Source organism: Solimonas marina (assembly GCF_012241385.1).
GTDB classification, from domain to species: domain Bacteria; phylum Pseudomonadota; class Gammaproteobacteria; order Nevskiales; family Nevskiaceae; genus Solimonas; species Solimonas marina.
Window position 1 is genome coordinate 119,342 of record NZ_JAAVXB010000005.1, and the last position, 14,403, is coordinate 133,744.

At 65.9% G+C, this 14,403-nt stretch carries 14 protein-coding genes; 9 read left to right on the plus strand and 5 right to left on the minus strand.

Translation table 11 applies throughout. The features are described from left to right. Positions 1 to 26: 26 nt before the first annotated feature. The 5 genes from G7Y82_RS10865 to G7Y82_RS10885 form a co-directional block, all read right to left on the minus strand. A complete protein-coding gene (locus tag G7Y82_RS10865; RefSeq protein ID WP_168148103.1) occupies positions 27 to 689 on the minus strand; it encodes an iron-containing redox enzyme family protein in 663 nt (220 codons plus the stop codon). Beyond that, the gene (locus G7Y82_RS10870; RefSeq protein ID WP_168148105.1) at positions 686 to 2,182 is read right to left on the minus strand and encodes an AMP-binding protein; all 1,497 of its coding nucleotides are present in this window, start codon (positions 2,180 to 2,182) and stop codon (positions 686 to 688) included. Before G7Y82_RS10870 ends, G7Y82_RS10865 begins: the two co-directional genes overlap by 4 nt. Then, the gene (locus G7Y82_RS10875; RefSeq protein ID WP_240954237.1) at positions 2,179 to 2,877 is read right to left on the minus strand and encodes a thermostable hemolysin; all 699 of its coding nucleotides are present in this window, start codon (positions 2,875 to 2,877) and stop codon (positions 2,179 to 2,181) included. The genes G7Y82_RS10870 and G7Y82_RS10875 overlap by 4 nt, the downstream gene beginning before the upstream one ends. 210 nt (positions 2,878 to 3,087) lie before the next feature. Continuing rightward, the gene (locus tag G7Y82_RS10880; RefSeq protein ID WP_168148107.1) at positions 3,088 to 3,567 is read right to left on the minus strand and encodes a type 2 periplasmic-binding domain-containing protein; all 480 of its coding nucleotides are present in this window, start codon (positions 3,565 to 3,567) and stop codon (positions 3,088 to 3,090) included. After that, positions 3,567 to 4,652: a putative porin gene (locus tag G7Y82_RS10885; RefSeq protein ID WP_168148108.1), complete on the minus strand. Its 1,086-nt coding sequence runs from the start codon at positions 4,650 to 4,652 to the stop codon at positions 3,567 to 3,569. The genes G7Y82_RS10880 and G7Y82_RS10885 overlap by 1 nt, the downstream gene beginning before the upstream one ends. A gap of 66 nt (positions 4,653 to 4,718) precedes the next feature. Between G7Y82_RS10885 and G7Y82_RS21900 the strand changes: the two genes are divergently transcribed. From G7Y82_RS21900 to G7Y82_RS10930, 9 genes are all read left to right on the plus strand, one after another. Next, entirely contained in the window at positions 4,719 to 6,473 is a 1,755-nt protein-coding gene (locus G7Y82_RS21900) for an ATP-binding protein (protein ID WP_206370566.1), read from the plus strand. Then, on the plus strand, positions 6,470 to 7,828 hold the full coding sequence (locus G7Y82_RS10895) for a sigma-54-dependent transcriptional regulator (RefSeq protein ID WP_168148112.1): 1,359 nt from the start codon (positions 6,470 to 6,472) through the stop codon (positions 7,826 to 7,828). The genes G7Y82_RS21900 and G7Y82_RS10895 overlap by 4 nt, the downstream gene beginning before the upstream one ends. A 279-nt stretch (positions 7,829 to 8,107) precedes the next feature. Further along, complete coding sequence (locus G7Y82_RS10900) at positions 8,108 to 9,082, plus strand: NADPH:quinone oxidoreductase family protein (protein WP_168148114.1); 975 nt, start codon at positions 8,108 to 8,110, stop codon at positions 9,080 to 9,082. A 117-nt stretch (positions 9,083 to 9,199) separates the two neighbouring features. Next, positions 9,200 to 9,637 carry a low molecular weight protein-tyrosine-phosphatase gene (locus G7Y82_RS10905; protein ID WP_168148116.1) on the plus strand — a complete coding sequence of 146 codons (438 nt, stop codon included), beginning with the start codon at positions 9,200 to 9,202 and terminating at the stop codon, positions 9,635 to 9,637. A gap of 87 nt (positions 9,638 to 9,724) precedes the next feature. Next, positions 9,725 to 11,101 (plus strand): tRNA (N6-isopentenyl adenosine(37)-C2)-methylthiotransferase MiaB, encoded by a 1,377-nt coding sequence (gene miaB / locus G7Y82_RS10910; RefSeq protein ID WP_168148118.1) that lies wholly within the window; start codon positions 9,725 to 9,727, stop codon positions 11,099 to 11,101. Beyond that, positions 11,098 to 12,087, plus strand: coding sequence for a threonine dehydratase (locus G7Y82_RS10915; protein ID WP_168148120.1), 990 nt, complete (start codon positions 11,098 to 11,100; stop codon positions 12,085 to 12,087). Before miaB ends, G7Y82_RS10915 begins: the two co-directional genes overlap by 4 nt. Beyond that, positions 12,084 to 13,091, plus strand: coding sequence for a PhoH family protein (locus tag G7Y82_RS10920; protein ID WP_168148122.1), 1,008 nt, complete (start codon positions 12,084 to 12,086; stop codon positions 13,089 to 13,091). Before G7Y82_RS10915 ends, G7Y82_RS10920 begins: the two co-directional genes overlap by 4 nt. Next, the gene (ybeY, locus tag G7Y82_RS10925) at positions 13,088 to 13,525 is read left to right on the plus strand and encodes an rRNA maturation RNase YbeY (protein ID WP_168148124.1); all 438 of its coding nucleotides are present in this window, start codon (positions 13,088 to 13,090) and stop codon (positions 13,523 to 13,525) included. The genes G7Y82_RS10920 and ybeY overlap by 4 nt, the downstream gene beginning before the upstream one ends. Continuing rightward, positions 13,522 to 14,391, plus strand: a complete 870-nt coding sequence (locus tag G7Y82_RS10930; protein WP_168148126.1) for a CorC family transporter — start codon at positions 13,522 to 13,524, stop codon at positions 14,389 to 14,391. The genes ybeY and G7Y82_RS10930 overlap by 4 nt, the downstream gene beginning before the upstream one ends. Positions 14,392 to 14,403 lie beyond the last annotated feature (12 nt).

Below are 14,403 nucleotides of genomic sequence, written 5' to 3' on the forward strand. Positions count from 1 at the left end.
ATCTTGGTCTAGGTGATCTGGCGCGTTCAGGCGGCTTTGCGCATGGGTTCGATCGAGCGGAATACGTCGCCGTATAGCCGGAAGAACATGCGGGCGGCGTGCAATACGGCGTCACGGTCTTCGTCGCGGCGCAGCTGTTCGACGAGCTTGCGGAAGAAGTCGAGGTGGCTGACGTCGACGGCGCCATGCGTCGTCAAATAGGTGAACGCCTGCTTCGGTAGTCCGAGCGCGCCTTGCAGCGTCGATGCCGCGCCGCTGGCCAGCTCGATGCTGGTGCTTTCGAGAACGAAGACCATGCCGAAGAAGCCGACCGGATTACCGCGCGTGATGGTGTCGTAGGCATAGGCGACCATCAGCTCGGTTTCCGGATGCGGCCGGCTGTTGCGCACGGCTTCGGCGTCGCCGCCGGCTTCACGGATGTCGTCGAGGATCCATTCCTGGTGGCCGATCTCTTCTTCGATGTAATGCGCAATCTTTTCACGCAGCCACTCGTCCTCGGCGCCGAGGCGTGCGCCGCAGGCCATCATCAGCGGCACGGTGTGGCGCACGTGGTGATAGGCCTGTGACAGAAAGGCGATGTAGTCGTCGCGGTTGACCTGACCGGCGAACGCAGCGCGAATCAGCGGCGCTGTGTAGAGACGCTGACGATCACTCGTGGTCTCCTGTTGCAGACGTTCGAAAAAGCTCATGTCGAAGTTTCCATGTAAAGGTGATCCAGCCGTTCGCCGTAACGCGCCAGCACTTCGGCGCGGCGGATGCGGCCGTTGGCCGTGATCAGACCGCTGGCGGCCGTGAACGGTTCGTCGGCGAACAGCCAGCGCCGGATTCGCGCATAGTCAGGCAGCTCGCGGTTGGCGGCGGCCACTGCCGCCGTGATAGCAGCCTGAACGTCAACGCCGGGTAAAGGCCGGGCGACGATGATCGCCACGTTCCACGGCCGTGCCTCGCCGAACACGGCGGCGTGGGCAATCACGGCATGCTGGGTCAGCTCGCGCTCGACCCATTCGGGCGCGACGTTGCGACCGAAGGCGGTGATGAACTGGCTTTTCTTGCGGCCGTCCAGGTGGAGGTAGCCGTCGGCGTCGAGATGGCCGAGATCGCCGGTTGCGATCCAGCCGTCGTTCGCATCGGGCGCCGTCTGGCCGCAATAGCCGAGAAAGCCGCTGCCACGCACCCAGACTTCGCCGTCGTCGGCGAAGCGCAGCTGCAGATGCGGCAGCGGCTTGCCGACGCTGCCGACGCGCTGCGCCTGCGCGGTGTTGAGAGCGACGACGGACGACGATTCAGATAGACCATAGCCCTCGTAAACGGGCAGGCCCAGGCGCTGCGCACGTTCGAGCAGCTGTCGCGAAACCGGCGCGCCGCCGACCGCGATGAAGCGTAGCGACGGCGGCCGCGGTGCGCCCATCTCGCCGGCGGTGACCAGTGCCATCAACAGCTGCGGCACCAGGATCGCGGTCGTCGCACGCGTTGCATGCAGCGCGCCGAGCAGACGCGGGACGTCGAGTTGCGCGGCGCCGCCCATGCCGACTTCGGCTTGCGGCAGCGCGACGATGGTGGCGCCGACCAGCAGCGGCGCGTAGACGCCACCGATGTTTTCGAGCAGCGTCGACAGCGGCAGCACGCACAGGTGGCGGTCCTGTGCCTGCGCGCCACTGGCCTGCATCAGCGAACGGGCCACGGCGATCTGGCTGTCGGCACTCAGGCAGACGCCTTTGGGATCGCCGGTCGTGCCGGACGTGTAGGTGATTTTCTGCGTGTGTGGCGGCAGGCGCCGTGATGCGTTGCCGCTACGGCGCACCAGTTTCCACGAACAGCCGCAGATCGCCTGCGGTTCGCTGTCCCAATCGCAGAGTTCGAGCATGCGCTCGTCGTCGGCCAGCAGTGCATCGGCGTCGCTATCGCGCAGGGCGTGGAGCAGCTGCGCATCGCTGAAAAAGCGCGGCAGCGGCACGCAGCGAATGCCGGCGCTCATCGCCGCCAGATCGCTGATCACCCAGCCGATGCCGTTGTCGGCGTACAGCGCCAGCGTATCGACATACAGGAAGCGCAGTTGCGCGGCGAGCTTTTCGACTTCGTCGAGCAGCTCGGCGTAACTCAGCTCGCGCTTGCCATCGGTCAGCGCAATCTGCTGCGGACGCTCACGCGCGTGTTGCTGCAAGGCCTCGAACAGCGTGTTCATGCCGCGTCCCCCGAGATCGTCGGCGGCAAGGCGCGGCGCAGCAGCTCGGGATGTGCAAGCAGATGGGCACGGCCGGCGCTGATGTCGGCACCGATGACGACCGGGCCATCGTCGTAGTAGCGTCCCCAGTCGGAACGTAATGGCTGCGGGATGCACTCAATCCGTGCTGCGGCGAATTCGACCAATTCCACGTCGAGCCGCGCGAAGCCGTTGATCAGTTGCTTGTGGCCGGTGAAGACCAGCCAGCGGTATCCCATGTTCTGCAGCAGGATGCCCAATTGCAGAATGAGCACCCGCAGTGCGCCGCCATGGCGGCCGGCGAGATTGCCGACTTCGACGATTTCGTGGCGTGACAGCGCGACGCTGCGGCGTTCGCCGATGGTCTGCTCGATCGGCTGTTCGAGATAGGTTTCGAGAAACAGCGGTTCGCTCGCGGCGTCGCGCAGGCCGAAGGCCGCCAGTGGCCGACCGTCGTCGCCGACCAGGGCGTAGAGGCGCGGCATGAAGCTGTGAATGCGCGCGCCGTAGGCGTGTTCATAACGCTCGGCGATGAAGGCTTCGAGTTCAGCGCGTGCTTCGGGTGTTTCGGCCTCGACGAGCCGGTACTGGCGTGTCCCGGTGGCGCGCGTGCGGGGCGTGGCCGGCCGCGGGGCGGCTTGGGCGTCGGGCATCTGGGTGGCTAGGCCGGCGATCATGTGGGGCTCCTTCACGCACCCGATCTTCGAGGCGCTTCGGTTCCACTGTTGCAGCGTCGATGCCAGCCGCTGCCAGTTGCGTCATTTATCTCACAACTATTTGTTTATAATTGAAAATATTTAAATAAACGCACGAGTCCACAGCGCGCGATGCGCTGCAGTCGGCTGCAGGACTGCAAGTCCTGTCTGCAAGAAATTGCAGGGTTGGGTTCAGCAGGCCGGTGCGGCCACGTGTCCGCGATGCCAGTGGCCGCCATCGTCGAGATAGCCGATCACCGCGACATCGGCGCTGGCGGCGCAGCTGCGGACGTAACCGATGGCGCCCGGGGTTGCGGCGACGAAGCGCAGCATCGCCGCCGGTGAGGCGAGCACATAAGGCGGGCGGATGCCGCGGAAATACTGCTCGTTCCAGTAGTTTTCCAGCGCCGCTGGCGCGGCCCCGAGGACTGCGCGCGAAAACGCCAGGCGCAGCGGATCGTCGGCCGCGAGATTGGCCGGCTCGATGCGCGTGCCGTCCGGCCAGTACTGGCGCTTGCGACGGAAGATCAGGGCCAGATCGTCGGCGTCGATCCGGGCACCGGCTTCCGACGGCGCGACGATCACCGCAATCGGATCGGCCGCGCGTGCGGCGATGCAGACCAGGGTGGCCAGCAGCGCGGGTAGCAGCCGCGAGGCGAGGCGTAGCAGCATCAGAACAGCACCGAGATCGAGCCCAGCCAGCCTTCCGGTTCGTCGACGCCGTTGTCGGTGGCAAAGCGGTATTCGACCTTCGTCACCCAACCCGGATGGAAGCGCCAGGCCAAGCCGCCGATATACAGATTGAGGCCAGGATCGCTGCCGCTCGGGTTGAAGCTTTCATAGCGGGCGACGCCGAACAGCGAGCCGACGATGGGGGCGACTGCCTGAATGTAGGCGCCGCGCTCGTCGGCGCTGTCGTCGCCGCGCGTGCGTACGCGGTATGCCCATTCGCCGCTGAGCTCGTAGTCGAGATACTGCCAGAGGAAGTCGACGCCGTAGAGCGTCTTGTGCTCGCCGGCGTCGTGGGTTTGTTCGAACTCGACGGCGGATGCGCCGAGCTGCAGGCCGTAGCCGACGTCGAAGTCCAGGCGCAGGCCGTAGGCTTCCTTGAACGGATTGCTGTCGTGTTCCGGGGCCAGTTCTTCGCCCGGAGAGGCATACAGCGCCCACTCGAGCGTGCGTTCGCCGATCGGCAGCACGCCATGCACCATCGCGCCGGTGGCGTTGGTGGGAAAGGTGCTTTCGGTGATCAGCGGCCGCGAGGTGGTCCAGGTCAGCGGTGCGGCGTGAATGACGTTCCAGCGGCCGATCGGTGTCAGGAACTTGCCGATGCGAAACTGCAGCGCGTCGGACCAGGCATAGTCGACGTAGAACCGTTCCAGGCCGATATCGAGATCATGGTCACTGTCGCCGTCGTAGCGCATGCCGAGCTGATCGGCGTTGATGGTGAACAGATTCTCGCCTTCGACCTCGCTGAAGAAGCTCCAGCGACCCTGGCCTTGCCACGACAGCAGCAGGCTCAGGCTGCGCAGCGTCATGGCCGGGTCGTCGCCGAGATAGTCGGCCACTTCGGCGGCGCTGTAGCCGCCAAGATTGAAGCCGGCGCCCAGCGGGTAGCCATGGCGCTCGACGGCCGGTCCGCTGCTGTCGGCCCCCGGATCGATGGCGCCGGCCTGTGCCGATGCCATGCCGCTGACGAGCAGGAGCGGCACCGCGAGGAGTGCGCGCCGCACCATGATGCGTAACCCTGAATCCATGCCCGCAGTTTTCCCTGACCGCCGCAACGCCAATAATGGCGCGCATTCTTGCACCGAAATTCACGCGTGACGATCCGCAGCATTCTGCTTACCGCCTTTCTCGCCGTCGGCCTGCTGCCGGCGATCGTGCTGACCGGATTGTCGTCCTGGCGCACGCAGGCGGCGATGCGCGCGGAGATCGAGCAAAGCCTGTCGACGCAGGCGACCGGCGCCGCGGCCGACCTCGACAAGCAGGTTTTCGAGCGCCTGCAGAATGCCGTCACATGGTCGCACCTGGAGGTGATGCAGGACCTGCGGCTCGGTGACATCGACAAGCGGCTGTCGACCTTCCTGGTCAACATGCGCCAGCACTATGGCAACGTCTATGACGCGCTGTACGCCGTCGACCCGCAGGGACGCATCGTTGCCAGCAGCCAGCCGACCGCGATCGGTCGCGCGTTTCACGACGGTCCGGTCTGGGAGCAGGCGGCCCTGCCGGGCGATACGGTGACGGTCGAGGCGCCGCGCCGCGAGGCCAACGGCACCGAGGTGTTGGTCATGCGTCTGCCGATCGACTCGCAATTCACCGACGGCTCGCTCGGCGAGCTGGTGCTGGTCGTCGACTGGGGCGTGGCCGCACACGAGCTCGATGCCGGCACACACGACAGCCGCGCGGTCGCTGTCGTCGACCGCAACGGCCGCATCGTCGCAGTGTCGAGCAATCTGCGCCGGCGCTTCACACCCGGCTCGACGCAACTCGACGCCGACTGGATTGCCGGCAGTGGTGCCCCGGCGCGCGAGCGCGACGGCGCGCCACTGCTCGACGGGCGGGTGATCGTCAGCGCCGTTCGCGCGCCGGGCCGTGGGCCCTTCAATGGCTTCGGCTGGACGACGCTGGTGCTCGAATCGAGCCGCGCGGCGCTGGCGCCGGTGCGGCACATGGTGTGGAGCTTCTTCGGCCTGTTGCTGGTGGCAACGGCAGCGACCATCGTCCTGGCGTTCGCAGTGTCCGGGCGTATCGCGCGGCCGATCGTCGCGTTGACCGATTACGTGCGCGGCCTGATGCGCGAGCAGCGCGCGCCGCCGCCACCGCCGGCGTCCGGCGAGGTCGGCGAGCTGATGGAAGCGTTCACGCGCATGGTCGATGACCTGGACGCGTCGCGGCAGACACTGGTGCGCGCTTCACAGCTGGCGGCGATCGGCGAATTCGCGGCGATGATGGCGCATGAAATCCGTACGCCGCTGGGCATCCTGCGCTCGTCGGCACAGATGCTCGAACGCGATCGCGAGATCGGCGGTGAATCGCGCGAGCTGATCGGCTTCATCGATACTGAAACCCAGCGGCTCAATCGGCTGGTCGCCAATATGCTCGACCGTGCGCGCGTGCGGCCGCCGAATCGGGCGCCGGAAAACATCGATGCGCTGATTGCGCGGTGCCTGGCGATGCTGCGCGCGCAGGCGGCGCGCCAGCATATCGAGATCGAGCACGTCCCGGCCGACGATGCGGTGGCCGATGTCGACGCCGAGCAGATGACGCAGGTGCTGCTGAATCTCATGCTTAATGCCCTGCACATCCTGCCGGAGGGCGGGCGCGTGCGCGTCGCGGCGCGCAGCGACGCCGAGACGGTGACGATCGAGGTTGCCGATAATGGGCCGGGCATTCCGCCGGCCGAGCGTCAGCGGGTCTTTCAGCCGTTCGTTTATCGTCGCGAGGGAGGCTTGGGTTTGGGACTGGCCGTGGTCAAACAGATCGTCAACGCGCATGGCGGTGCGATCGTCGTCGAATCCGCCGATCTCGGCGGTGCCGTGTTCCGCATTCGTCTGCCCAGGCGTGCTGCATGAATGCCCGCAACGTTCTGATCGTCGACGACGAAGCCAGCATGCGTCGCGTGCTGGAAATCATGCTGTCGCGCATGAACTACCGTACCTGGAGCGCGGCCGACGGCAGCGAAGCGTTCCGCCTGCTGCAGGAGCAGAGCTTCGATCTGGTCGTCACCGATCTGCGCATGCCGGGTATGGACGGCATCGAGTTGCTGCGCAAGCTGCGCGAGGCCGGACTGTCGCTACCGGTGATCATGATGACCGCGCACGGCAGCATCGAATCGGCGATCGAAGCGATGCGCCTCGGCGCCTGCGATTATCTGCTGCGGCCGTTCGATGTCGAGACGCTGGAGCTGGCGATGCGCCGCGTCTTTGCGCAAAGCGATCTGCTGCGGCGTAATGCCTTTCTTGCCGAACAGAGCGGCGACAGCGGCTTCGTCGGCGGCAGCGAGGTCAGCCGCAAGGTGCGCCAGCAGGTGGCGCAGGTCGCGCCGACGCAGGCCACGGTGCTGATCACCGGCGAGACCGGTACCGGCAAGGAGGTGGTCGCGCGTGCGATCCATCGCGCGTCGACGCGGCGCGATGCGCTGTTCGTGCCGATCAACTGCGCGGCGATTCCCGCCGACATTCTCGAAAGCGAGCTGTTCGGTCACGAGAAGGGCGCATTCACCGGTGCGCTGCGCGACCGTGTCGGCAAATTCGAGCTGGCCGACGGCGGCACGATTTTCCTCGACGAGGTCACCGAAATGCCGGCGCCGCTGCAGGCCAAGCTGCTGCGCGTCCTGCAGGAAGGTACGGTCGAACGCGTCGGCTCGAACCGCACCCTGGAGCTCGATCTGCGCGTGATCGCGGCGACCAATCGCCGGCCGGTCGATGCGATACGCGCGCAGCGATTGCGTGAGGACCTTTACTACCGCTTGAACGTCTTTGCGATCGATCTGCCGCCGCTGCGCGAGCGTCGCGATGACATCGAGGCGCTGGCGCAGCACTTCGTCGCCGACATCGCCGGCGCTGCGCGCGCGGTACCGATCACGCCGCCGGCGCTGGCGCACCTGCGTGCCTATGACTGGCCGGGCAATGTTCGCGAGTTGCGCAACCTGATCGAACGCGCGCTGGTGCTGTCCGGCGGCGGCGCGCTCGATGCCGTGCATTTTCCGATCGAAGGTGGCGGCCCGGCAGCGCCAGCGCCGACCGTCATTGACGATATGCAGCGGGTCGATCTGAATCTGGATCAGGCGGTCGGTGAGATCGAGTCGCGCTATATCCGCGAGGCGCTGCGGCGCTGCGGCAACAACAAGACGCGCGCCGCCGCCCTGCTCAATGTCAGCGAACGCACGATCTGGAACAAGCTCAAGCGCTACGGCATCGACAGCTGATGCCACTGCTGTCCATGAACAGCGAGCAACCACAGATTTCAAAGATTGCACAGAAGAAAAGCGCTCCCGAGTCTTCGCCTTTCCAACTGCGTCGCAGTGGTCGAAGCGCTTCTTACGCCGTCGCGGCCGCAAAGCAACGATGACGAACCGCAGATTCCGCAGAAGAAAATCAGTCGCCGAGCTTCGTTCTTCCATCTGAGAAATCTGTGTAATCTGTGGTGAAAAAGCTTTTTGCGCCGTACGGGGCGCGACAAAAAATATTTCCAGGAGCCCATCATCATGAAAGCCGTGGTCTGCAAGCAGCTGGCCCTACCCGAACAACTCGTGATCGAAGACTTGCCGACGCCCAAAGTCGGCGCTGCGGACGTGCTAATCCGCATTGCCGGTGCCGACGTCAATTTCCCGGACGTGCTGATCGTGCAGGGCAAGTATCAGATGAAGCCGCCGCTGCCGTTCATTCCGGGTGCGGGCGTCGCCGGCACCGTCGTCGAGGTCGGTGACAAGGTCAAGCATCTGAAGGCCGGTGATCCGGTTGCTGCGTTCACCAGCGTTGGTGGCTTTGCCGAGCAGGTCGCGGTCAACGGTGCGCTGTGTCTGCCGTTGCCGCCGGGGCTCGATCTGGTCGAGGCGGCGGCGTTCCCGATGGTCTACGGCACCTCGTATCACGCGCTCAAGCAGCGCGGCCGCCTGCAGCCCGGCGAGACGCTGCTGGTGCTCGGCGCATCGGGCGGTGTTGGCCTGTCGGCCGTGCAGCTCGGTAAGAAGATGGGCGCGCGCGTGATCGCCGCGGCGTCGAGCGCCGACAAACTGGCGCTGGCGCAGGCCCATGGCGCCGACGAGCTGATCGACTACTCGCAGCAAAGCCTCAAGGACGCGATCAAGACCTTGACCAAGGGGCAGGGTGCCGACGTCATTTACGACCCGGTCGGCGGCGCGCTCGGCGAAGAGTGTCTGTCGTGCATCGCCTGGAATGGCCGCTACCTGATCATCGGCTTTGCATCCGGGCCGATTCCGAATCTGGCCGCCAATCGTCTCTTGCTCAAGGGCGCATCGGCGGTCGGCGTGTTCTGGGGTGCGTTCGCGCAGCGCGAGCCGCAGGTCAATGCACAGAACTTCGCCGAGCTGTTCGCCTGGTATGCGGCCGGCGAGATCAAGCCGGTGGTGACGCAGCGCTACCCGCTCGATCAAGCGCCGCAGGCGCTGCGCGACATGATGGAGCGCAAGGTCAGCGGCAAGATCGTCATCGTGCCCTGACGCGCCGCGGTGTCGGATCGGCCGGCGTGCGCGCCGGCCGATCCGGTTACAATTTGGCCGAATTCCACCCATATTCGACGGACGCGCACCGCCTGCCGGTCACGTCACGCCTACCGCATGTTCAATCGGATCATCGTTGTCTGCACCGGCAATATCTGCCGCAGCCCCATTGGTGAAGGCCTGCTCAAGGCCCGCCTCAAGGATCGCAATCTGGAGATCTGCTCGGCCGGCACCGGCGCGCTGATCGGCCATCCGGCCGACCCGCTGGCGGTCGAAGTCGCGGCCGATCACGGGCTCGACATCTCCATGCATCGCGCGCAGCAGGCGACGCAGCCGCTGCTGTCGTCGATGGACCTGATCCTGACACTCGACAACGGTCACAGCGACTGGATCAATGCGCGTTACCCGCAGCTGCGTGGCCGCGTGCACAAGATCATGAAGTGGAACGAAAACGCCGACGTCGCCGACCCCTACCGGCAGCCCAAGGCGGCGTTCGAGCAGGCCTGGACCGACATTGAAACCGGCATCGACGCCTGGTTGCAGAAGATCGGCTGAGCGTGGCACGGCGGCCATCGCGCCGCCATCGTTCTCCTTTATACTGTAAGGCCGTCTATCTCCTGGCCAGTTTGTGGCCAACCCTCGATGTCCGACGCCGTACCCTCCGCTCCGCAGTCCCCCGCGCCGCGCAAGCTGTTCCTGATTTCCTGGGGCTGCCAGATGAACGACTACGACTCGGCGAAGATGGCCGACGTCCTGGCCGCATCGCATGGCTACGCGCGCACCGACCAGCCCGAGGAAGCGGACCTTCTGCTGCTCAATACCTGCTCGGTGCGCGAGAAGGCGCAGGAAAAGGTGTTTTCCGAGCTCGGCCGCTGGAAGGAATGGAAGCAGGCGCAGCCCGGCCGTGTGATCGGCGTCGGCGGCTGCGTCGCCTCGCAGGAAGGCCAGGCACTGTCGGAGCGCGCGCCCATCGTCGACATGGTGTTCGGCCCGCAGACCCTGCACCGACTGCCGCAGATGCTCGACAGCACGCGCCAGACGCAGCAGCCGGCGATCGACGTCAGCTTCCCGGAAATCGAGAAGTTCGATGCGCTGCCGGAGCCTCGCGCCGACGGCGCCACGGCGTTCGTGTCGATCATGGAAGGCTGCTCGAAGTACTGCACTTTCTGTGTGGTGCCGTACACGCGCGGCGCCGAAGTGTCGCGGCCGCTCGACGACGTGCTGCTCGAATGCGCGCAGCTCGCCGAACAGGGCGTGCACGAGATCACGCTGCTGGGGCAGAACGTCAACGCCTATCGCGGCGCGATGGGCGGCACGCACGAGCTGTGCGACCTGGCGCTGCTGATCGACTACATCGCGCGGCTGCCGGGCATCGAACGCATCCGCTACACGACCTCGCATCCGGCCGAGTTCACCGACGCACTGATCGACTCGTTCGCGCAGCAGCCGAAGCTGGCGTCGTATCTGCATCTGCCGGTGCAGTCGGGTTCGGACCGCATTCTCGGCATGATGAAGCGCGGCTATACGCGCGCGCAGTTCCTCGACAAGATTCGCCGCGTGCGCGCCGCGCGTCCGGACCTGTCGCTGTCTTCGGATTTCATCGTCGGTTTTCCGACCGAGTCCGACGACGATTTCATGCAGACCATGGACCTGATTGCCGAGGCGCGTTTCGACTGCGCGTTCTCATTCAATTACAGCCCGCGTCCGGGCACGCCGGCGGCCAATCTGCGCGATACCGTCGCGGCCGAGATCAAGGACCAGCGCCTGGCGATCCTGCAGTCGCGCATCCGCCAGTTCGACGACGAATTCAAGCGCGAGCTGGTCGGCACCACGCAGCGCATTCTCGTCGAGCGGCCGTCGCGTCGCGGCGAGGGCCAGTTCGCCGGCCGCACGTCAACCAACCGCGTCGTCAATTTCGACGGACATGCCGACATGATCGGCCGCTTCGTCGACGTGACGATCACCGAGGCCGCGCCGAATTCGCTGCGCGGGCGCCTGCTCGATACAGTGACGGGATGAACGCCGCCGTTCCCGAGAACGCCGCCCGCTACACCCACGCCGAGCTGACGGCCGCTGCCGAGATCGTCCACCGCGGGATGGCGCCGACCGCCTGCCTGCGCTGGCCGCTGCTCGATGCGGCGCTCGGCTGCACGGCGTGGGTCAAGCACGAGAACCAGACGCCGCTCGGGGCGTTCAAGGTGCGTGGCGGCCTGGTCTATTTCGAGCGACTGACGCAGCGCGCGCCCGACGTGCGCGGCGTGATCTGCGCAACGCGTGGCAATCACGGCCAGTCGGTGGCGTATGCGGCGAGCCGTTTCGGCCTTTCCAGCACCATCGTCGTGCCGCATGGCAACAGCCGCGAGAAGAACGCGGCGATGCGTGCGCTCGGTGCCGCGTTGATCGAGCACGGCAGCGATTTTCAGGAAGCGCGCGAGCACGCACAGCAGCTCGCCGCCGAACGTGGCCTGCATCTGGTGCCGTCGTTCGACGACGCGCTGGTGTTGGGCGTTGCCAGCTATGCGCTCGAACTGTTCGATGCCGCCGGCCCGCTGGATACCGTCTATGTGCCGATCGGCCTCGGCTCCGGCATCTGCGGCATGATCGCCGCGCGCGACGCTCTGGGCCTGGCCACGCAAATCGTCGGCGTCGTCTCCAGCGGCGCGCCGGCCTATGCGCGCTCGCTGGCCGCCGGCCATGTCGTCGCGCACGAGGTGACGACACAGCTCGCCGACGGTATGGCCTGCCGCGTGCCCGAGCCGCAAGCGTTCGAGATCATCCGCCGCGGCGCCGAGCGTCTCGTCGACGTCGGCGACGACGAAATCGCCGTAGCGATGCGGCTCGCGTTCGAAACCACGCACAACGTGCTCGAAGGCGCGGGTGCGGCGGCCACCGCGGCGGCGCTGCAGGAACGTGAACGCAATGCCGGCCGACACATCGGCGTGGTGTTTAGCGGCGGCAACATCGACCGGCCGGTCTATGCCGGCGTTCTGGCGGGGACGGTATGAGCACCAAACCGGCAGCGTCAGCGGCCAAGCTCGATCTGGTGCTGGAGCCGGACGACAGCGAGCGCCTGCTCAATCTGTGCGGCGCGTTCGACGCGCATTTGCGCCAGATCGAGCTGCGCCTCGGCATCGAGATCCGCAATCGCGGCAATCATTTTCAGTTGGTCGGCACGCGCAAGGACGTGGGGCGCGGCGAGGCGGTGCTGCAGCAGTTGTTCAATCTGGCCGCCGACGACACGGTGACCACCGAGAACGTGCATTTGGCACTGACCGAACAGTTCGGCGACGAGCACGCCGTGTCGCCGGACGACGACGACGCGAAGATGCGCGACGAGGTGGTGATCCGCAGCCGTCGCGGGGTCATCCGCGGCCGTGGTCTGCAGCAGAAGCAGTATCTGAAGAACATCGTCACCCACGACCTGAGCTTCGGCATCGGCCCGGCCGGTACCGGCAAGACCTATCTGGCAGTGGCGTCGGCCGTGCACGCGCTGGAGCGAGATCGCGTGCGCCGCATCGTGCTGGTGCGCCCGGCTGTCGAGGCCGGCGAAAAGCTGGGCTTTCTGCCCGGCGACATGGCCGAGAAGATCAATCCGTATCTGCGGCCGCTGTACGACGCGCTGTACGAAATGCTCGGGTTCGAGCGCGTCGCGCGGCTGACCGAGAAGAACGTCATCGAGGTCGCGCCGCTGGCCTTCATGCGCGGCCGCACGCTCAACGAGTCGTTCGTGATCATGGACGAAGCGCAGAACAGCACCGTCGAGCAGATGAAGATGTTTCTGACGCGCATCGGCTTCGGCAGCGTCGCGGTCGTCACCGGCGACATGACGCAGACCGATTTGCCCAAGCACATGAAGTCCGGCCTGCGCCATGCGCAAACCGTGTTGGCCGGCGTGCCGGGGATCAGCTTCACGTATTTTCGCAAGGAAGACGTCGTGCGCCATCCGCTGGTGCAGGCCATCGTCGAGGCCTACGAGTTGCACGAGCGCGACGAGGAAGGTCAGGCATGAGCGGCGAAATCGCCATCCAGCGCACGGTCTCGGCCAAGGGCATTCCGTCGCCGGACAGCCTGCGCACGTTCGCGCGTGCGGCGCTGCCGAAGCGCTACGGCGAGCTGACGATCCGCATCGTCGACGAGGGCGAGAGCCGGGCGCTGAACCGCGACTATCGCGGCAAGGACAAGCCGACCAATGTGCTGTCGTTCCAGGGCGACGCAGCGATGGGCGCGGCGGTGCTCGGCGACCTGGTCATCTGCGCCGCGGTCGTCGCGCGCGAGGCCGTCGAACAGCACAAGACGCCGCGCGGGCACTGGGCGCACATGGTCGTGCACGGCTGCCTGCACCTTCAAGGTTATGATCACGAAAACGAGCCGGACGCACAGGTAATGGAGGCGCGCGAAGTGCGCATCCTCAAGCGCCTGGGTTTCCCGGACCCTTACCAATGAGCAACGAAGACGAAGAAGACGACAGTAGTCACCATCGCGATGACGCGTCCATCGGCGGCTGGTGGCGCCGGGTCACGCAACGCCTGGCTGGTGGCCCGAGAACCCGCGATGATCTGCTGGAGCTGCTGCGCGACGCGCGCGAGGCCGAGCTGGTCGACAACGATGCGATGTCGATGTTCGAAGGCATCGTGCAGACCACCGAGATGCACGTGCGCGACGTCATGGTGCCGCGTGCGCAGATGGTCACCATCGAAGCCGAATGGTCGCTCGAGAAGATCTTCGAAGTCGTCATCGAGTCGGGGCATTCGCGCTTTCCGGTGATCGGTGATTCCAAGGACGAGGTCATCGGCACCTTGCTCGCCAAGGACTTGCTGAAGTTCAGCGCGACGATTCCGGCGCCGGGTACCTTCGATCTGGCGACGCTGGTGCGGCAGGCGACCTTCGTGCCCGAGTCCAAGCGGCTCAACATCCTGCTCAAGGAATTCCGCCGCAGCCGCAATCACATGGCGCTGGTGGTCGACGAGTACGGCGGTATCGCCGGCCTGATCACGATCGAGGACGTGCTCGAACAGATCGTCGGCGAGATCGACGACGAGTACGACGAAGCCGAAGGCTCGCACATCCTCAAGCAGGACGAGCGGCGCTTCCTCGTCAACGCGCTGGCCGACGTCGAGGAATTCAACGAGTACTTCGGCGTCAGCCTGCCGACCGACGAGTTCGATACCGTCGGCGGCTACGTCATGCATTTGTTCGGACACATGCCCAAACGTGGCGAGAGCGTCACGGTCGATCGGCTGACGTTCAACGTGCAGCGTGCCGATACGCGCCGCATTCACCAGCTGATGGTCACGCTGTCGCCGAACTGATCGAGGTCCAGA